A 17834-nucleotide genomic window follows, 5' to 3' on the forward strand; every position below is an offset into this window, starting at 1 on the left:
TCAGGAAGCCCGCCTTCCGGCCGTACGGCCACGCAGGTGGCGTACCAGTACCAGCAGGAGCGTGAGGGTGCTGATCGCGGTCACGGCCACGATCCCGCCGGGCGTCGACCACTGGTGCAGGGCCAGCATCCCCTGGGCCACCAGCATGTTGACGGCGACCGCTCCGGCGACCGACACCAGCAGGCGGCCGAAGGGTTCGAGGCCGCGCAACGCGGCGGCGATGGCTGTGGACGGCGCGGCGAGCAGGAAGAACAGGGTGAACGGAGCGCGCAGCGGTGAGTCCACGTCGGCGAGTGCGAGCACCGCGCCGACTACGGCGACGACTGTCGCGGCGCCCCCGAGCAGCGGCAGCAGGTCCCTCCCCGGATCCCGCCCCGCCCTCTCCGTGGTGCCCGATGAAGATGTCTTGATGCGTCGTATGGTCTGCATTGGCGACTTTGCCCCCCGAAGCGCCGGATGCCGGGCTTCAATGTCGCGCAGCGTACGGCGGGCCGTCAAGATGTGGAAGCCGTTCGCACGACTCACCTCTGTAGGTGAACACCAGTTCCCCGGAAGCGCGTCCGCTTCTGGGGAACTGGTGTTCAGGTCAGGCGAGTTGGGACACTCGCTGCGGCACTACGGGACGATCTTGAGGAGCTTGTTCGGCGAGCCGGAGCCGGGGCTGGTGACCACGTTGGACGTGGCACCGTTCACCAGGGCCGTGGAGACCTGCGCCGGAGTGGCGGAGGTGTGGCTCGCGAGGTAGATGGCGGCCGCGCCCGCGACGTGCGGCGTGGCCATCGACGTTCCCGAGAGCGTGGCGGTGGCGGTGTCGCTGGTGTTGTATCCGGCGATGATCGAGGAGCCGGGGGCGAAGATGTCCAGGACCGAGCCGTAGTTGGAGTAGCTGGCCTTGGCGTCCGTGCTGGTGGTGGCACCGACCGTGATCGCGGCGGCGACCCGGGCGGGGGAGTACGAGGAGGCGTTGGCGCTGCTGTTGCCCGCCGCGATCGCGTAGGTCACGCCGCTGGCGATGGAGTTCGACACGGCCGTGTCCAGCGTGGTGGAGGCGCCGCCGCCGAGGGACAGGTTGGCGACCGAGGGACCGCTGTGGTTGCTGGTGACCCAGTTGATGCCCGCGATGACGCCCGCGGTGGTGCCGGAGCCTGCGTTGTCGAGCACCCGGACCGCCACGATCTTCGCCTTCTTGGCGACACCGTAGGTCGAGCCCGCGATGGTGGTGGCCACATGGGTGCCGTGGCCGTTGCCGTCCTGCGCCACGGAGTCGCCCTCGACGGCGTCATAGCCGTTCGCGGCGCGCCCGGCGATCTGGGTGTGCGTGATGCGTACGCCGGTGTCGATGACGTACGCCGTCACGCCGGTGCCCGCCGTGTCGGGGTAGGTGTACGTGGTGGAGAGCGGCAGCGCCGCCTGGTCGATGCGGTCCAGACCCCAGGGGGCGCTGGTCTGCGTGGTGTCGGTGAGGTGCACCGTCTGGTTCTGCTCGACCGTGGCGACCGCCGGGTCGGCGGCGAGTCTCGCGGCCTCCTGAGCCGAGAGCGTGGCCGTGTAGCCGTTCAGCGCGGCGCCGAACGTCTTCTTCACCGTGCCGCCGTACTCGGTGATCAGATCCTTGCCCTTGCTCGACGAGGCCTTGAAGCCGGCCGTCTTCTCCAGCGTGACGATGTAGCTGTCCTTGACGGCTGTGGGGGAGCCTGCGGCCAGCACCGTGCCCGTGGCCGGGGCGGCCTGGGCGGGGAGCGCGGTGATGCCGCCGACAAGGGCGGTGGTCGCCACGGAGGTTATCGCGGCGATCCGGATCTTCTTGCTACGCAGTTCTGCCATTACGAGGGAGTCCTCCTCGGGCGGCGGCGCCTGGGTGGGGCGCGCGCTGTGTGGGGGTGCGCGGTGATCGGCGCACAGCCCGGAGTGTCGCGTTCCACTCGGGGCCCGGGTAAAGACTCGGCGATCTCCCCCGTCGACTCAAGGGAGTTGGATCCTTGTCACGACTCTGTCATGAGCACGTAATCAAACGCATAGTGAACACACAGGGTGAGGCCCGGAAAGAGCCCGAAAGTCTTGGCATGGACACTTCCTGTCAACACGCGTAGCTGGTACGAAAGTTGAGGCAGAGATCCTGCTAGACGGAGGTTCCATGAGACGTTCCCGAATTACGGCATACGTGACCTCACTCCTCCTCGCCGTCGGCGCCGCCCTCACCGGGGCAGCGACGGCGCAGGCGTCCCCAGCCCTTGCGGCCACCGGCTATGTGGCCCTGGGCGACTCCTACTCCTCCGGGGTCGGCGCGGGCAGCTACATCAGCTCCAGCGGCGACTGCAAGCGCAGCACGAAGGCGTATCCCTACCTCTGGGCGGCCGCCAATTCACCCTCGTCGTTCAGTTTCACGGCTTGCTCAGGCGCTCGTACGGGTGACGTCGTCGCCAATCAGCTGACCCCGCTCAACTCCTCCACCGGCCTTGTCTCCGTCAGCGTCGGAGGCAACGACGCGGGCTTCGCCGACGTCATGACGACGTGTGTGCTCCAGTCCGAGAGCTCCTGCCTCGCGCGGATCGCCACCGCGAAGGCGTACGTCGACTCGACACTCCCCGGCAAGCTCGACACCGTCTACTCGGCGATCAGCGCGAAGGCCCCGTCCGCCCAGGTGGTCGTCCTGGGGTACCCCCGCTTCTACAAGCTCAACGGCAGCTGCCTGACCGGCCTTTCCGAGGCCGAGCGAGCCGCGATCAACGGTGCCGCCGACTACCTGGACAACGCGATCGCCAAGCGCGCCGCCAACCACGGCTTCACCTTCGGCGACGTCAGGGGCACCTTCACCGGTCACGAGATCTGCTCGGGCAGCGCCTGGCTGCACAGCCTGAACCTGCTGAACATCGGTGAGTCGTACCACCCGACCGCGTCGGGCCAGTCCGGCGGATACCTGCCGGTGTTCAACAGCGTGGCCTGACCTCATTCGGACCCTGTCCGGCCGGACAGGGCTCAAGGAGATTCGGAAACGGAGGCCCCGCCCGTCGGGGTCTCCGTCACGCAGGTCACCGAGAACGGCACCGAGTCGGACTTCGTGTGCACGGGACTGCGGATCTCCACGCCGATCCCGTTCTCGTAGGTCCCCGACTCGTCGTACGTCGTCACGACGACCGTCACCTGCTGCGTCCTGTCGCCGCTCGCGGGGAACGACAGGGTCTTCCAGCCCGGGTCGGACACCTGCCCCGTCTTCGTCACCCAGCGGTACTCGACCTCCGCGGGCACCCGCCCGACCGTGAACGTCGCCGTGAACGTGGGTGCCTGCGCGTCAGGAGGCGGGCAGGCACCGGAGTACTCGGTGTGCGCACCGGCGACCGTCACCCGCGCGGACTGGGCGGGCGGGGTCGTGGTCGTGCGGCTCTCCTCGGGCGGCGCGCTGGTGGAGGGGCTCTGGCCGCCGGCGTCCTGGTCGTCTCCGTTGTCGTCGTCGCCCGTGTCCGAACTCGCGCCGCCCGCGCCGTTGTTGGTGTCACTGCTGCTGGCGGAGCTCGCCTTGTCGTCGTTGCCGCCGTTGTCGCGGTTCAGCAGGGCGTACGTCAACCCGCCCAGCGCCAGGGCGAGTGCCACCATCCCCGCTATCAGCACGACGGCGGCGCGGCGATTGCGGTCGGGCTCCGCCGTGCCGCCGGTCGAGGCGACGGTGGCGTCGGCCGGCCGGTACGGCATCGGCGGTGTTGGTCCGGAGGGAGACTGGGGGAACGCCGCGAGCGTCGGCGCCTCGGGGACCACGGGCGGCGGGCCGAAGCCCATGGCGGCCAGGGTGCCGCCGGCCGCGACGATCCGCAGGTCGTGCTCGGCCTGTTCGGCGCTGAGCCGCTCGGCCGGGTCCTTGGCCAGCAGGCCCTCGATGACGGGGGCGAGCGGGCCCGCGCGGTGCGACGGCGGCAGCGGCTCGTCGACGATGGCCCGCAAGGTGCTCAGCGGAGTGTTCTGGCGGAACGGCGAGTTGCCCTCGACCACCGCGTACAGCAGTACCCCGAGCGACCACAGGTCCGACTCGGGTCCGGGCGTTCGGCCCAACGCCCGCTCCGGGGCCAGGAATTCGGGCGAGCCGATGAGCTCGCCGGTCATGGTCAGCGCGGAACTGCCCTCGACGGTGGCGATCCCGAAGTCCGTCAGCACGATCCGGCCGTCGTTCGACATCAGGACGTTGCCCGGCTTCACGTCGCGGTGCAGCACCCCGGCCTCGTGCGCGGCCCGCAGCGCGGTGAGCACCTCGACGCCGATGTGCGCGGCCCGCTGCGGCGGGAGCGGACCCTCGGCGTCCAGCAGGTCGGAGAGGGCGATGCCGCGGATCAGCTCCATCACGATCCAGGGGCGGCCGTCGTCGGTGGCCACGTCGTACACCGTGACCACGTTGTGGTTCGTGATGCGGGCCGCCGCCCACGCCTCGCGCTCGAGGCGCGCGTACATCCGCTCCGCGTCGTACGCCGGGATCCCGCCCGGTGCGCGGACATCCTTCACGGCGACCTCGCGCTGGAGCACCTCGTCGCGGGCACGCCACACCGTGCCCATGCCGCCCTCACCCACGGGGGACAGAAGCCGGTAGCGTCCCGCGATCAGACGTTCACTGCCCTGCTCTTCGGACACGGGTGTCCCCCCATTCGTATCCGCTGCGCATCGGCGTGATTTCTTCCCAAAAGTAGCTCAGCCGAGTACGGATGCAGCCCCCCGGAACACCAATCCAGCGCCCAGGGCTACGACCACCAACGCCGATGCCAGCGGGGCGCTCCTGCGCAGCAGAGTAAGGGCGGGCCCGCCGGCCCACCGTGGGCGCCTGGCGAGTACCCGGTTCACGCCGTCGCCCAGCTTCACGACGGCGAACCCGGCCGCCGTGAGCGTCAGCGCGAGCCCGACGCCGTACGCGAGGACGAGGAGCAGCCCGAACCAGGCCTGCCCCAGCGCCGCTGCGCCCACCAGGACGACCACGGCGGAGGGGCTGGGCACGAGCCCGCCGGCGAACCCGAGCAGGATCGTGCCGCGCAGGGTGGGTGCGGTGGGGTGGGTGTGGGTGAAGCCGCCGTGAGTGTGTTCGAGGAGACGGGGGGCCCGCTTCGGCTGTGGGGCGGGGGAGTGCGGGCGGGTGCGGGACTCCGTGCGGGTGGCCACCGCCGTGGACGCGTGGGCGTGCGCGAGCACCAGAGGGCGTTCGTGCCGCTCGGCCCGCGGATGCTCGTGCGGGTTTTCGTGGTCGTGCGGATGGTGCGCGGGCGGGTCGTCGTGGCTGTCGGTGTGCGGGTGGTCGTGACGGTGCGCGTGGTCATGGTCGTGGCTGTCCGCGTGGCCGTGGCCGTGGTCGTGCGGGTGGCCGTCCCCGTGCTTGTGCGTGGAACCGTGGCCGTGGGAGTGACCGTGCCCGGGTGACCGGTTGCGCCAGGCCCGGCGTACGAGGGTCGCGCCGGCCAGCGTCACCAGGAGCCCGCTGGTGACGCCCAGCCAGGCGATCACCGAGGGCGCCGCGGCCGAACCGGCCGTGACCATGAGGCCGAGGGCGACGACCCCCAGCGTGTGGGTGACCGTCACCGACGCGGCGAGCGGCAGGACGTCACGCAGCCCCGCCCGGCCCCCGCGGGCCGCGGCCGTCGCCGCCATCAGCGTCTTCCCGTGGCCCGGCGCGAGCGCGTGCATGGCGCCGAGGCCCACCGCGATGAGCAGGGCGAGAGCGGCGAATCCGATCGTCAGATCGTGCCGGGCCACCAGCGAGTCGAGCGCCCGCGTCCAGCGGTCGGCGCCGCGCGGGAGAACCGAATCGGCGGGCGCGGCACGGCCGTTGTCGGCCAGCGCGGGGCCACCGGCCCGCACCCGCAAGGACGTCGACGCGGTGTCGGCCGGCGAGGAGAGCAGTTCCTGCGGGTACTCGGTGAGCTGCCGGGACACCGACTCCTCCGGTACGTCCGAGGAGTCCAGCGTCATCCGGTCGCCCCGGGCGGTGATCTCCCGCCAGCCAGGCCCCTTGTCGGCCCCCGCGCCCCGGAAACCGATGTCCACGGTGTCCTGTTCGGGGAGCGCCGCCGTCAACCGGCACTCAACACGAAGGGTGTTGAGGCCCGCCTGTCCGGGCCGCACCCGCGCGACGCTCGTGCCGACGGAGAGCGGCACCTCGCCGCCGCCGACGGTCACCGCGCTGTCCCGCGCGGCGCTCTCGCACCGCTCACGGGCCCAGTCCGTCAGCCCGAGCCTCTTGATCCGCGGCTCGGCCTGGGTGGCCGGGATCTCGGCGAGGTCCTCGACGTGGTCGACGCGGAGTTGGCCGGGTGCGACGACCAGACCGTCGTACCGGTTCACGGTGAAGTTGCCGAGCGGGTGCGCGCTCGCGTGCCCCGAGGGGACGAGGACGAGCGCGCAGGCGGCGGCGAGGACGGCCGCGCAGGAACCGAACACGCGACGGGTACGGGAGGAGCCGAACACCACACGGGTACGGGTCACTTGCGGGCCTCCATAGCCTCGCGGGCCTCGGCGGCGCCCAGCGGCGAGAAGCCCGGATTGAGGTCCAGGGCCGATTTCAGGGAAGCGCCGGCCTGCTTGTCGTGGCCGGTGGCACGCTCGATCATGCCGCGGTGGTAGAGGAAGGACGCGTTGCGATAGCCGGTGGCGGTCGCCTCGCGGGCGTACGGCAGGGCTTCCTTGTCACGGCCGTTGACGTGCAGCGCCCAGGCGAGGGCGTCCGCGGTGTGCACGGTGTGCCGGCGGTCCCACTCGGCGCGGGCCGCCTTCAGCGCGGCCTTGCGGTCACCGTGGTCGGCGGCCGCCAGGGCGGTGTCCAGGTCGGCGTTGACGCCGTTGGCGCGGGCCAGCGAGACCCACGCGTCCACCAGGGCGTATTGGTCGCGGGCCTTCTGCGGGTCGCCCTTCTTGTCGCGTGCCTCGTACAACTCGCCGAGCTCGACCAGTGGTTGAGGCAGCGGATAACGCTCCACGACCTGTTCCATGCCGGTGATCGCCGCCGCGCTGTCACCCTGGGCGGCCTGGGTGCGGGCGCGGCCCTCGAGTGCCGGGAGATAGGTGTCGTCGGCGGCGAGCGCGCGGGCGTAGTACGTCAGTGCCGCGTCGTACTCGCCCTGGTTCCAAGCGAGTTGGCCGAGCGCGGAGGCCACGTAGGTGACGTCGCCGCGCGTCGTCGCCGTGTCCAGTGCCTGCTCCAGGACACGCCGGGCGGTCTTCGCATCGCCGCGCAGCTCCTGGACGTAGGCGTACCGGGTGAAGACGGGGACGCCCGGGCGGCGCGAGTCGGCCGTGTCCGCGGCCTTCGACGCGTCGTCGTAGCGGCCGAGTTCGACGAGGGCGTCGATACGCGAGGCCAGCGCGCGTTCGCTGTACGGGTTCTGCCTCAGCGCCCGGTCCGCGTACTTCAGGGCGCCGGTGAAGTCGTGTCGTGCGGCGGCCAGGGCGGCGCGGCCCGCGAGCGCGGGATCGTTGTCCGGGCGCAGCTCCAGGGACCGGTCGAGCGCCTGCTGCGCCTGCGGGTATCGCGAGGGATCGCCCTTTGTACGGGCCTGCTCGATGTACGCGAGCCCGAGCGTCGACCAGCTTCCGAAGTCCCTCGGCTGGCTGCGGAGATGGGCCTGGAGCGAGGTGATGCTCGCGTCGAGGTCCCCGCCCGCGAGCAACTGCGGTGACACGCCGACGGCGGCCGCGACGGAGGCCGTACCGCCGCCGTCCCGGAGGGCGCCGACCACGATGGCCCCGGCGGTGAGAGCCACGGCCAACGTGGAAGCGCAGAAGGCGAGTTGGGCACCGCGCCAGCGCCGCCCGGACGCCGAAAGCCGCTGGACGGCGGCGACGCGCGGATCGGCCGCGTCACCGGGTGCGCCGGCGGGTACATCGTCGGGTGCGTCCTCGGGTGCGTCGCCGACCACGTCGCCGGATACCGGGTTCGGCGCCTCGGCCTCGGACGCCGCCTCGTCCCCGGGCTCCTGGGTCTCCACGGCACCCGCCGGGCTCCCCCCGGGCTCGGGCATGGCCTCCCCGGTGCGGTCCGCGGGCTCGTCGCCGCGCTCGCTCTCCGGTGCGCTGTCGTTCGTACGCGGGGACATGCCCTCTCCTCAAGGTCCTGGTTCCGAACGGTCGTTGCGGGTGCGGAGCGGCGCGGCCCGCGCCGTGGGGGATGAGTACGTGCGGGCCGCGCCAGTCGGTGGGCCGGGCCGTGGGGTGCCCGGCCGGTGGTCCGCGGTCGGGTCAGTGGCCCGGCCGCGGATCCGCGAGCCCGGTCAGTAGGCCCGGTTGTGCATCCGGCGGCGCCACCACATCAGGCCGGTGCCGATCAGCAGGAAGCCGGCCGCGCCCGCCGCCGCGGAGGCCGCGATCAGCATGGTGTCGGTCTCGCCGGAGGTCCCCGCGGGCGTCAGCGCGTCACCGAGCTGGCTGCGCACGTCGGTCCCGCTGGTCGTGCCCTTGGCGAGCGCACCACGCGAACCCGCGGTGGGGTTGGCCAGGTACGGGAAGGAGTGACCGAACTTCTTGTCGTTCTTGTCGACCGCGTCGCCCAGGTCGTTCTTGGAGCCGACCAGTTCGCCCTCGACGACCTGGAGCGCGATGTCCAGCACGTCGTCGCTGAGCCGGCGTCCGTTCGGGAAGCCCGCGGTGTCGCCGTCCAGCACACCGAGCCGCTTGGGCTTGGCGACCGGCTCGATCGAGGTGTTGAGCCGCAGCTCCTCCGCCGGGGTGACGTGCGGCGGCTGGTTGAGGCCCTCCACACCCTTCAGGAACACGTCGACGAGGTCGTTGCGCGGCTCCGTCGGCGCCGGGATCTTGTAGATCGCCTCGATGAGCTTGGGCAGCTCCGGGTTGGTCACGTTCTTCAGGAAGTCGCCGTCGTTCCAGGGTGAGGACGCGTTGAACTTGTCCTTGTCCTTGATCGGGTTGACGACCTCGTTGACCAGCGGCATGCCCAGCCGGGAGACCTGCGTCCAGTGACCGCGCGCGTCCTTGCGCTGGGTGGTGGACCAGATGCCGACGATGGGCTGCTCGGCCGACTCCTGGATCATGTGGCTCGGCACCTGGAGGGCTATGGAGTTGACGTTGTAGCCCTTGAGCGTGTCCCGCCCGACCTCGGACAGGTTCCCGCCGTACAGCAGGTCGAAGACCCGCAGATCCAGGAAGAACGGGTCGTCGGCCTGACCGGCGAACGTCGTCGAACCGCCCGCGAGCTCGTGGACCGCCTGGTCGCGCAGCTTGCCGTAGTCCGGCATCGACGCCTTGCCGACGTTCGACGGCGCCACCGGCACATCGTCGGCGACCTTCGTCTTCGACACCAGCTTCTGGTTCTTCAGCCGCAGCAGATCGATGTCGTACGTCTGCGTGATGTTGAGGTCCGGGTCGTCGAGGCTCTCGACCGCACCCGTGTTGTAGAGGAAGGTGTCGCCGTTCTTGACGTGCGTCTTGAAGGTGTAGCGGTAGAGCAACTCCCCCTGCGCGTCACCGTCGTTGTCGATGTGGATGTCGTACTGCGCGTCCTCGGCGAACGTGAAGAAGTTCGGTCCGCCGGCCGGTTCCTCGAAGGGGATCCAGTTCGCGACGATGGTCGTCGTATCTGGCTTGTCCGGGCTCACGAACGCGTACACGTCCGTGTTGTCGTACTGCGGAGCCCCCGAGATGAGCGGGGCCTCCCGGTGGCTGGAGGCGGAGGCCGCCCCCGGCTCCAACATGGTCACGCCGGCGGCTGCGAGCCCCCCGGCGGCCAGCGCACCACAGACGAGGGTCGCGAGACTCCTGCGTCCCGCGCCACTCCTGAAGATAGGTGTCATGCTGTCCGTCCTCACGTCCCGATTGCCTGACGCACGCCATTCGGAGCGGTCGCCGGACTGGATTGGTCGAATCCCAAACGTTCTTACGGCGGCTTTCACAGGTTGTTTCAGCGGCGGGGCCTGTTTCTCCGACGACCCGCCCCGACGGCAGGTCCGTTTCCTGGCCGCGGACCCGCGTTTTCGGTTCGCCGATCCGTAACCCATCCGTGAGCGCGTTCGCTGCGAACACGTCAGTGAACGAACGGGCCGTGCGCGGCCGGAGAAGGGGGAACTGGTGGAGGCGGACGAACTCCTGGTGCTCGTGGCCGGAGGCGACCAGAAGGCATTCGAGGAGCTGTACGGACTGGTGTCCGGGCCGGTGTTCGGGCTGGTGCGCCGCGTGGTGCGGGACCCGGCCCAGTCGGAGGAGGTCGCGCAGGAGGTTCTGCTCGAACTGTGGCGCTCCGCCGCGCGGTTCGACCCGGGGCGGGGCAGCGCCCTCTCCTGGATACTCACCCTCGCGCACCGCCGGGCCGTCGACCGGGTCCGCAGCGCCCGCGCCGCCAGCGAGCGCGAGCGGCGCGAGGGACAGCGCGCCCACCACCCGGCCTTCGACCAGGTCGCCGAGGAGGTCGAGGCCGGGCTCGAACGCGAGTGGGTCCGCCGTTGCCTCGACCGGCTCACCACACTGCAACGCCAGTCCGTCACCCTCGCCTACTACGACGGCTACACCTACCGTGAGGTCGCCGAACGGCTCTCTCTGCCGCTCGGCACGGTCAAGACCCGCATGCGCGACGGACTGACCCGGCTCCGCGACTGCCTGGGAGGTGCCGCATGAGTCTTCTCGACCGACTGCTCGGCCGCGATGTGCACTCACTCGCCGCCCCCTACGCGCTGGACGCCCTCGAACCCGACGAACGCCGCCGCTTCGAGCGCCACCTGCGCGACTGCCCGCGCTGCAACGCCGAGGTCCGGGCGCTCACCGAGGACGCGGTGCGCCTTGCCTGGTCCACCGCCGCACCGGCGCCGGCCGCGCTGCGGGACCGGGTGCTGACCGCCGTACGGACGACACCGCAGGAGCCGTCGCCCCGGGTCGCGCCACGTACGCGTCCCTCCCGCCGGCCCGAACGCACGCGTGCACCCCGCTTCCGGCCGCTCCTCGCCCCGCTCGCCACCACCACGGCCGCCGCGGCACTCGTCGTCGCCTCGCTCTTCGCCGTGCAGGCGACGCGGACGCAGGACCAACTGGACCAGGAGCGGGCCCAGGCACGTGAGATCGCCCACGTTCTCGCGGCACCCGACGCCCGCGCGGCCGGTGACCGGGACGCCCAGGGGCGCGGGATCGGCGTGGTCGCCTCCGCGTCGGAGCGGCGCGCCGTCGTGACACTGAGCGGGTACGGCACCCCGTCCGGGGGGCGCGTTCACCAGCTCTGGCTTATGCGCCCCCGTGAGAATCCGCGCTCCCTGGGGCTCTTCGACGGCGACACGCCATTGATCGCCGACGGACTGAACACGAGCGCGACGTCACTCGCCGTAACTGTCGAGCCGGGTGGCGGCTCAGAGCAGCCCACTACCGCACCAGTTGTCCAACTCGCCCTGAAATCGGTTGGATTCGGAGAGTAATCGTCAACACCCTTACAGAGAAGGTGAATCCTTTGCCCGCGATACACGAGTGCCACGAGGGAGCGATAGGGTTAGCCTGCCCGGGCCGGGTGGACTCGTACGGGTGGGGAGTGACATGGAACAGATAACAGTGCGCAGCAGGGCACGTGTCCCTGCGATCACGTGCGGGAGCAGCGCGACCAGCTCGCGTCTCGACCGCCATCTCGCGGTGCTGGGCGGCCCTGCCGTCCCGCAGCGCGAGACGGCCGAGGCGACTTCGCTGATGCGTGAGCTCACCTCGCGTGACACCGCGCGCGACAGCAGCAGCAGGGTTGCGCGAGTGAGGCGTGTCTCGCTCTTCGCGCCGCTGAAGCGGCTGCGCCGTTCGCTGTTCGGCGGCCGCTGAGCAGCGGGTCGGCACCGGCGTTTCCGACCCGCGCTCCGGCGGTCCCACCGACCCCGCCCAGCGTTGCTCTTCCGTGCCCGTCATCCCCCCGGGCACCGACGCCCGGTGAGCCACCGGGCGCGGGTCAGGCCATGACTCACCCGCTCGGCACCAACGTGTCCGCCGTGATCCCGGTCGGCATCGACACGCCCGCCGCTTCCCCGCCCGGCGGCGGCGATACCCGCACCTCCACCTGGATGCGCTCTCCGAGCGCGGGTCCGGCCCCGCGTATGTGAGGGTCTGGCCTCCTGTCGGCCGCTCGGTGGCGAATCTCCGCGCGTGGCGAGTCTTTGCGCAGCGGTGAAGCCGGTTCCGGGCGGTGACTTCCGGCGCCGACGTGAAGTCCCCTGCCCGGCGGTCAGTTGCCGCGTCCGGCGGTGAAGTCCTTTGCCTGGGGTGGCGGCAGTTCCCGCGTCCCGCGGTGCAGCCCTTCGCCAGGAGGCCAGTTGCCGCGCCCGGTGGTGCAGCCCTTCGCCCGGCGGTGCAGCCCCTCGCCCGGCGTGAGCTCCCGCGTCGGCGGTGAAGCCCCTCGCCCGTCGGTCGGTTGCCGCGTCTGCGGTGGAGCCCGCCGCTCGGCGGGGAGGTCCCGCGCCCGCTCCGTCTACCGAGCCACGCCGTCCCGCAGCAGTTCCGCGATGTCCCTGTCCGTCAGCCCCAGTCCCCGCAGTACCGCCCCGGTGTGCTCGCCCAGCCCGGGCACCGCCCCCATCCGCGACTCCTCCCCGCCAGGCAACGTGATCGGTGGCAGCATGGCCCGCAACGGCCCCGCCGGTGAACCGACTTGTCGCCAGCGGTCCCGGGCCGTCAGTTGCGGATGCTCCGCGACCTCCTGTACGTCCCTCAGTCGCGCGCACGCGATACCGGCGTTCTCCAGCCGGGCCACCGCCTCATCGGCGCCGAGCGCACCCAGCGCCTCAGCCACCAGTGCGTCCGTGCGCTCCCGGTTCGCGACCCGCGCCGGGTTCGTGGCGAACGCCGGATCGTCCGCCAACTCGGGTCGGTCCAGCACCTGTTCAGCGAGCCGTCGCCATTCGCGGTCGTTCTGCACCGACAGCAGTACCCGTCCGCCGTCCGCCGTCGGATAGGCGTCGTAGGGCGCGATGACGGCGTGCGCGAGACTCGTGCGCGCCGGGGGAGTTCCTCCGTGCATCACATGGTGCAGGGGATGCCCCATCCACTCGGCGAGCGCGTCCAGCATCGACACCTCGACCGGACCTCCGCGCCCCGTCGTACCGCGCCGCACCAGCGCCGCGAGCACCCCGGAGAACGCGTACATGGCCGCCGCGATGTCGGCGACCGGAATCCCCGCCTTCACCGGCAGGTCCGGCGTCCCCGTCACCGACACGAGCCCCGCCTCGCACTGCACGAGCATGTCGTACGCGCGTTTGCCGGCGTACGGCCCCGACGCCCCGTACCCCGAGATGTCCACGGCGACCAGCCGCGGATGCGCGGCGCACAGCGTGGCCGCGTCCAGGCCGAGCCGTGCCGCCGCGCCCTGCGCGAGGTTCTGCACGAAGACGTCGGCGTCCACGATGAGACGGCGTACGACCTCGAGGCCGCGCGGGTCCTTCAGGTCGAGGGCGACGGACTCCTTGCCCCGGTTGCACCAGACGAAGTGCGAGGCCAGACCGGCCGCCGCGGTGTCGTAGCCGCGGGCGAAGTCCCCGCCGTCGATCCGCTCGATCTTGATCACCCGGGCGCCGAGGTCCGCGAGTTGACGGGTCGCGAAGGGCGCCGAGACGGCCTGCTCGACGGCGACGACGGTGATGCCGTCGAGGGGGAGGGGCAGTGGCTGCATGCGGTGGATCATGTCTCCCGCACGCCCCCTTGTCACCCATGGGACGGGTGCGGAGCCCTCCGGCGTGCACCGCCCGCCGCGCCTTCGGAGCGCACTCCGGCGCTCACCGCCTGCTCGCGTCCGCCGTGCCCCCACCACCTGCGTGCGATGCGCCCGACGCCCAAGCTCAACCGCGTGTGCCACGCGCCCCGCCACACGTGGTCGACCGTGGTTGACGACGCGCCCCGGTGCTCACGGCCGCCGTGTGTGACGACGCGCCTCAGCCCTCAGGACCGCCGTGCGTGACGACGCGCCCGAGCCCTCAGGACCGCCGTGCCCGACGACGCGCCCGAGCCCTCAGGACCGCCGTGCCCGACGACGCGACCCGGCCCCACGGTCGCCCACACGTGCCACGCGCCCCGCCGCTCACCCTCACCGCGTCCGCGGGGCGCCCGCCGCTCACCGTGGGCCGTGCGCGTACCGGCGGACGGCGAGCGGCAGGAACACCGCGATGAGCAGGGCGCACCAGGCCAGCGACCCCGCGACGGGATGCGTCACCGGCCACGCTCCGTCCACGGGCACCGGCGCGTTCCCGAAGAGTGCGCGCAGCGCCGTGGTCACCGCGCTGATCGGGTTCCACTCGGCGATCGTCCGCAGCCAGAGCGGCAGATTGTCCGTCGGGATGTACGCGTTGGACAGCAGCGGCAGGAGGAAGGTCGCCCCGCCCAGTTGTCCGGCCGCCTCCTCGCTGCCCGTGAGGAGACCCAGCAGGATCCCGACCCAGCTCATCGCGAACCGGAACAGCAGCAACAGGCCCACGGCGCCCGCCGCTTCGAGTGCCGCCCCCTCGATCCGCCAGCCCACCGCGAGCCCGACCAGCATCAGCGGCACCATGCCGGCGGCCGTGACGACGAGGTCGGCGGCGGCCTGCCCGAGCGGCACCGCTGCCCGGCTCATCGGCAGGGTACGGAAACGGTCCATGACACCCCGGTGCGAGTCCTGGGCGGCCTGGAACATCCCGGTCATGATCCCGTTGGCGGCGGTGGCCACAAGGAGCCCCGGAACCAGGAAGGCGCGGTACTCCCGCCCGGGCGTCGCGAGCGCGCTGCCGAAGACATAGCCGAAGAACAGCAGCATCGTGACCGGCATGGACTGGGTCAGGATCAGCAGCCCCGGGTTGTGCCGGATGCGGCGTAGGTGCCGGCCCAGCATCGCCGTCCCGTCGTACGCCAACGCGCTCACGTCACCAGCTCCTTGCTGTCGCTCAGGTGCGAGTCGGAGCCCGGACCCGTGTGCGAGCCCGGGTCCGAGGCCCTGCCTCCCGTAAGCCGCAGGAACACGTCGTCCAGCGTCGGCGGACGCAGGCTCGCGTCGAGCAACGGAACTCCGGCGGCGTCGAGTTCGCGGACCAGCCGGGGCAGCGTCAGGGTCGTGTCGGCGGTGACCGCGCCGACCGCGCACCGCTCGTCGTCGAACGAGGGCGCGTTGCCGGTCAGTCGGTCGAGGACGGCCGCCGCTCCGGACATCGCGTCCGCGTGGGCGACGACCACCTCCGCGTACGAGCCGATGAGTGCCTTGAGTTCGGCGGGCGATCCCGTGTGGGCGACCGTGCCCCGGTCCACGAGCGCGATGCTGTCGGCCAGTTGATCGGCCTCCTCCAGGTACTGCGTGGTGAGCAGCACGGTCGTGCCCTCACTCTTGAGCGCGCGCACGGCGGCCCGGATGTGGTTGCGGCTCGCGGGGTCGAGCCCGGTGGTGGGCTCGTCCAGGAAGAGCACCTCGGGGCGCCGGATCAGGCTCGCCGCCAGGTCGAGGCGGCGCCGCATACCGCCCGAGTACGTGGACGCGGGCCGGTCGGCGGCCTCGGTCAGCCCGAAACGGTCGAGGAGTCCGGCCGCCCGTGCCGCCGTGTCACGCACCCGGTGCAGTCGCGCGAACAGCCGCAGGTTCTCGCGCCCGGTGAGATCGCCGTCCACCGAGGCGTTCTGCCCGGTGACCCCGATCGATCGACGCACGGCCCCCGGCTCCCGTACGAGATCGTGCCCGGCGACCCGCGCGGACCCCGCGTCCGGCCGCAGCAGTGTGGTGAGCAGCCGTACGGCCGTGGTCTTGCCCGCGCCGTTCGGCCCGAGAATCCCGCAGACCGTGCCCTTGGCCACCGCGAGATCCAGCCCCCTGACGGCATGGACTTCCCCGAAACGCTTCTCCAGACCTTCACTAAGTACATCGTACGTAGTTGTCATGGGAGACCATAGCGCACTACGTACGGCGTACGTAACTACGATGGTTCCGAGGTGATCGACCGATGTCAGGGCGCAGTGCCGTACCCGAAGTGATCTGGGCTCGTCCCGAGCGTGCGGGCCGTGGTCCGCGACCGGCCTACAGCCGTGCGGACATCGCGGCCGCCGCGGTGCGGATCGCGGACGCGGAGGGGCTCGACGGAGTCTCCATGCGGCACGTCGCGGCCGAACTGGGCTGCGGCACGATGTCGCTCTACAACTACGTCCCCCGCAAGGAGGACCTCCATGAGCTGATGGTTGACGCCATCAGCGGTGAGCACGACCTGTGGGAGCCCTCGGGCGACTGGCGTGCCGACCTGCTCCGGGTCGCCCATCAGACTCGCGCCCTCATGCACCACCACCCCTGGCTGCCGCGCCTGATGTCCCCTGTCTACGGCTTCAGCCCCAACGCCCTGCGCTATCTGGAGCACTGCCTGACGTGCCTGGACCCCCTCGACGCGCCCTACGGCACGAAGTTCGAGCTGATCGCGATGGTCAACGGTGTCGTGACGACGTATGTGGGGAACGAACTGGCCACCGCCGAACGGACTCGCTCGCTGCCCTGGTCCGAGGAGCAGGAGAACGCGGTCCGGATCGGTTATCTGGGCGGCCGGATCGCTACGGGGGCGTATCCGCGGATGGCCGCCGCGTTCATGGAGGACAACGGTCCGATCGACCTGGAGGCGGTCTTCGAGCGGGCGCTCGGGCGGGTCCTCGACGCGTTCGAACCGAAGAGCGGTTGACGGGAGAGCCGGTGGCGGGCGAGCGGCCGGCGAAGGGGACGGCCTAGATCAGGGCGAACTGGCCCTCGGGACCCTCTTCGTGATGGTCGAGAACGGAGGCCGGACGCCGCGCCGCCTCCGGCACCGGAAGGACGCCCGCCTCGCGCAACTCCGCCGCCGTGATCGGGGTCCGCACGGTCAACTCCGCCTGCTGAGGCATGAGTTCCGCGAGCAGCGCCAGCACCGTGACGACTTCGAGCAGCTCGGACGTCCAGGCCTGCGGCCAGGTGGCGGGCCGGATCGCGTCCAGGGTGCCCGGCTCGGCCGGTCGGGTCCGCACCGCGAACCACTGCTCCAGTACGCGGACCCCGCCCACCTCGAAGTCCCAGGCCTCCGGTGGAACGGGGGAGATCCGGCCCTCGTCGATCCGGAGCGCCTCCTCGTCACGGTCGTAGCGCACGTCGACCGGTACGGCGGGGAGCGGTGAGCGGACGTAGGGGCGCCGCCCCCCGGGAAGCTTGGGCCGTTCCCCGTCACGCCGCATCAGCCACAGCAGCCGGCGTCCCAACTCGACGCCGTGATCCCAGAGTCCGGGGTCCGCGGTGAGCGGGACGGAGAGTCCCGACCGGCCTTTCCGCGCGACCGCCACCGTCCAGGCGAGGACGTCGACGGGGTCGGGGGAGTGCCCGAGGCGGGTACCGAGGTGCTCCAACAGGCCCGGTGCCAGGTTCGGTTCACGCCCGCCGGGGCGGCGGTAGAGGGGCCGGACGCGGCCTCCGCGACCGGCGCTCAGGGGCAGCACGGAAGCGACCAGCAACACCGGCCCCGACGAGTCGGGTACGGCCGTCTGCTCGATCGCGAACAACTGCCGCTCGTCGGCGACCCGCCACAACTCGGGGCGTGCCGCGTCGATCAGCCGGTGGTCCGGAATGAGCCACTGCTCGTCGAAGGGACCGCCCAGCACCCGGACCGGCTCCGCGCAGGGACCGGACTCGCGCGCCAGCCGGCCGGTTCCGCTCTCCTGCCCCGGCAACTGCGTCACCGCCGACCGCGGTGTGCGTGAACGGGTGACGCCGAACAGCGCCTCGCGCTCCGCCCCTTCGGCCTTCATGAACGCGTCCCAGCGGGCCTTCAGGGACGCGGCGTCGGGCGCCGTCGGCCACCCCCGGCCCAGCCTGGGCGGGGCGGCCGACCACGGCATGAGGTCCGCCAGCGGCGGAGCGGCGTCGTCGTGCGTCACGCTCGGCATCGTACGACGCTGTCCAC

15 protein-coding genes, 1 pseudogene and 1 riboswitch are annotated in these 17834 nt (G+C 71.6%); of the genes and pseudogenes, 6 read left to right on the top strand and 10 right to left on the bottom strand.

Translation table 11 applies throughout. From position 1 onward, the window contains the following. Complete coding sequence (locus ACIBLC_RS15950; RefSeq protein WP_399211537.1) at nucleotides 1-429, bottom strand: hypothetical protein; 429 nt, start codon at nucleotides 427-429, stop codon at nucleotides 1-3. Between the two features lie 186 nt (nucleotides 430-615). Continuing rightward, a complete protein-coding gene (locus ACIBLC_RS15955; protein WP_399211538.1) occupies nucleotides 616-1824 on the bottom strand; it encodes a S8 family peptidase in 1209 nt (402 codons plus the stop codon). Between the two features lie 310 nt (nucleotides 1825-2134). Here ACIBLC_RS15955 and ACIBLC_RS15960 point away from each other — a divergent pair, with 310 nt between their 5' ends. Next, entirely contained in the window at nucleotides 2135-2944 is an 810-nt protein-coding gene (locus tag ACIBLC_RS15960) for an SGNH/GDSL hydrolase family protein (RefSeq protein ID WP_399211539.1), read from the top strand. A gap of 32 nt (nucleotides 2945-2976) precedes the next feature. On the opposite strand, the gene ACIBLC_RS15965 is transcribed toward ACIBLC_RS15960, so the two are convergent. The 4 genes from ACIBLC_RS15965 to ACIBLC_RS15980 all read right to left on the bottom strand — a co-directional run bounded on the left by ACIBLC_RS15965 (nucleotide 2977) and on the right by ACIBLC_RS15980 (nucleotide 9764). Beyond that, nucleotides 2977-4611, bottom strand: a complete 1635-nt coding sequence (locus ACIBLC_RS15965; RefSeq protein WP_399211540.1) for a serine/threonine-protein kinase — start codon at nucleotides 4609-4611, stop codon at nucleotides 2977-2979. 57 nt (nucleotides 4612-4668) lie between these two features. Then, nucleotides 4669-6447 carry a sulfite exporter TauE/SafE family protein gene (locus ACIBLC_RS15970; protein ID WP_399211541.1) on the bottom strand — a complete coding sequence of 593 codons (1779 nt, stop codon included), beginning with the start codon at nucleotides 6445-6447 and terminating at the stop codon, nucleotides 4669-4671. Next, nucleotides 6444-8054, bottom strand: a complete 1611-nt coding sequence (locus ACIBLC_RS15975) for a tetratricopeptide repeat protein (RefSeq protein WP_399211542.1) — start codon at nucleotides 8052-8054, stop codon at nucleotides 6444-6446. The genes ACIBLC_RS15970 and ACIBLC_RS15975 overlap by 4 nt, the downstream gene beginning before the upstream one ends. A gap of 174 nt (nucleotides 8055-8228) precedes the next feature. Then, the gene (locus tag ACIBLC_RS15980) at nucleotides 8229-9764 is read right to left on the bottom strand and encodes a DUF4331 domain-containing protein (RefSeq protein WP_399211543.1); all 1536 of its coding nucleotides are present in this window, start codon (nucleotides 9762-9764) and stop codon (nucleotides 8229-8231) included. Nucleotides 9765-10035: 271 nt separating this feature from the next. Here ACIBLC_RS15980 and ACIBLC_RS15985 point away from each other — a divergent pair, with 271 nt between their 5' ends. From ACIBLC_RS15985 to ACIBLC_RS16000, 4 genes and pseudogenes are all read left to right on the top strand, one after another. Further along, on the top strand, nucleotides 10036-10581 hold the full coding sequence (locus ACIBLC_RS15985) for a sigma-70 family RNA polymerase sigma factor (protein WP_399211807.1): 546 nt from the start codon (nucleotides 10036-10038) through the stop codon (nucleotides 10579-10581). Further along, nucleotides 10578-10712, top strand: a pseudogene (locus tag ACIBLC_RS15990) (zf-HC2 domain-containing protein); the annotation flags it as partial. The gene ACIBLC_RS15985 and the pseudogene ACIBLC_RS15990, both read left to right, overlap by 4 nt. Nucleotides 10713-11112: 400 nt before the next feature. Next, a riboswitch (guanidine-III (ykkC-III) riboswitch) is annotated at nucleotides 11113-11174 on the bottom strand. A gap of 307 nt (nucleotides 11175-11481) precedes the next feature. Then, entirely contained in the window at nucleotides 11482-11751 is a 270-nt protein-coding gene (locus tag ACIBLC_RS15995) for a hypothetical protein (protein WP_399211544.1), read from the top strand. 131 nt (nucleotides 11752-11882) lie between these two features. Next, nucleotides 11883-12026: a hypothetical protein gene (locus tag ACIBLC_RS16000; protein ID WP_399211545.1), complete on the top strand. Its 144-nt coding sequence runs from the start codon at nucleotides 11883-11885 to the stop codon at nucleotides 12024-12026. Nucleotides 12027-12391: 365 nt separating this feature from the next. On the opposite strand, the gene ACIBLC_RS16005 is transcribed toward ACIBLC_RS16000, so the two are convergent. The 3 genes from ACIBLC_RS16005 to ACIBLC_RS16015 all read right to left on the bottom strand — a co-directional run bounded on the left by ACIBLC_RS16005 (nucleotide 12392) and on the right by ACIBLC_RS16015 (nucleotide 15810). After that, complete coding sequence (locus ACIBLC_RS16005; protein ID WP_399211546.1) at nucleotides 12392-13600, bottom strand: CaiB/BaiF CoA transferase family protein; 1209 nt, start codon at nucleotides 13598-13600, stop codon at nucleotides 12392-12394. Nucleotides 13601-14026: 426 nt separating this feature from the next. Then, nucleotides 14027-14779: an ABC transporter permease gene (locus ACIBLC_RS16010; protein ID WP_399211808.1), complete on the bottom strand. Its 753-nt coding sequence runs from the start codon at nucleotides 14777-14779 to the stop codon at nucleotides 14027-14029. Between the two features lie 26 nt (nucleotides 14780-14805). Then, complete coding sequence (locus ACIBLC_RS16015) at nucleotides 14806-15810, bottom strand: ATP-binding cassette domain-containing protein (protein WP_399211548.1); 1005 nt, start codon at nucleotides 15808-15810, stop codon at nucleotides 14806-14808. A 62-nt stretch (nucleotides 15811-15872) separates the two neighbouring features. On the opposite strand from ACIBLC_RS16015, the gene ACIBLC_RS16020 reads away from it, so the two are divergent. Continuing rightward, a complete protein-coding gene (locus ACIBLC_RS16020) occupies nucleotides 15873-16589 on the top strand; it encodes a TetR/AcrR family transcriptional regulator C-terminal domain-containing protein (RefSeq protein WP_399211550.1) in 717 nt (238 codons plus the stop codon). A 43-nt stretch (nucleotides 16590-16632) separates the two neighbouring features. Here the strand turns inward: ACIBLC_RS16020 and ACIBLC_RS16025 are convergent, their stop codons facing one another. Continuing rightward, nucleotides 16633-17817, bottom strand: coding sequence for a type ISP restriction/modification enzyme (locus ACIBLC_RS16025; protein ID WP_399211551.1), 1185 nt, complete (start codon nucleotides 17815-17817; stop codon nucleotides 16633-16635). Nucleotides 17818-17834 lie beyond the last annotated feature (17 nt).

It is taken from the genome of Streptomyces sp. NPDC050535 (genome assembly GCF_044457665.1).
Taxonomy (GTDB): Bacteria; Actinomycetota; Actinomycetes; order Streptomycetales; family Streptomycetaceae; genus Streptomyces.

Bases quoted from the DNA above. Each gene is read 5' to 3' on its own strand.
- ACIBLC_RS15950 (WP_399211537.1), bottom strand. From the start codon at position 429: ATGCAGACCATACGACGCATCAAGACATCTTCATCGGGCACCACGGAG.
- ACIBLC_RS15955 (WP_399211538.1), bottom strand. From the start codon at position 1,824: ATGGCAGAACTGCGTAGCAAGAAGATCCGGATCGCCGCGATAACCTCC.
- ACIBLC_RS15960 (WP_399211539.1), top strand. From the start codon at position 2,135: ATGAGACGTTCCCGAATTACGGCATACGTGACCTCACTCCTCCTCGCC.
- ACIBLC_RS15975 (WP_399211542.1), bottom strand. From the start codon at position 8,054: ATGTCCCCGCGTACGAACGACAGCGCACCGGAGAGCGAGCGCGGCGAC.
- ACIBLC_RS15980 (WP_399211543.1), bottom strand. From the start codon at position 9,764: ATGACACCTATCTTCAGGAGTGGCGCGGGACGCAGGAGTCTCGCGACC.
- ACIBLC_RS15995 (WP_399211544.1), top strand. From the start codon at position 11,482: ATGGAACAGATAACAGTGCGCAGCAGGGCACGTGTCCCTGCGATCACG.
- ACIBLC_RS16000 (WP_399211545.1), top strand. From the start codon at position 11,883: ATGACTCACCCGCTCGGCACCAACGTGTCCGCCGTGATCCCGGTCGGC.
- ACIBLC_RS16005 (WP_399211546.1), bottom strand. From the start codon at position 13,600: ATGATCCACCGCATGCAGCCACTGCCCCTCCCCCTCGACGGCATCACC.
- ACIBLC_RS16010 (WP_399211808.1), bottom strand. From the start codon at position 14,779: ATGCTGGGCCGGCACCTACGCCGCATCCGGCACAACCCGGGGCTGCTG.
- ACIBLC_RS16015 (WP_399211548.1), bottom strand. From the start codon at position 15,810: ATGACAACTACGTACGATGTACTTAGTGAAGGTCTGGAGAAGCGTTTC.
- ACIBLC_RS16020 (WP_399211550.1), top strand. From the start codon at position 15,873: ATGTCAGGGCGCAGTGCCGTACCCGAAGTGATCTGGGCTCGTCCCGAG.
- ACIBLC_RS16025 (WP_399211551.1), bottom strand. From the start codon at position 17,817: ATGCCGAGCGTGACGCACGACGACGCCGCTCCGCCGCTGGCGGACCTC.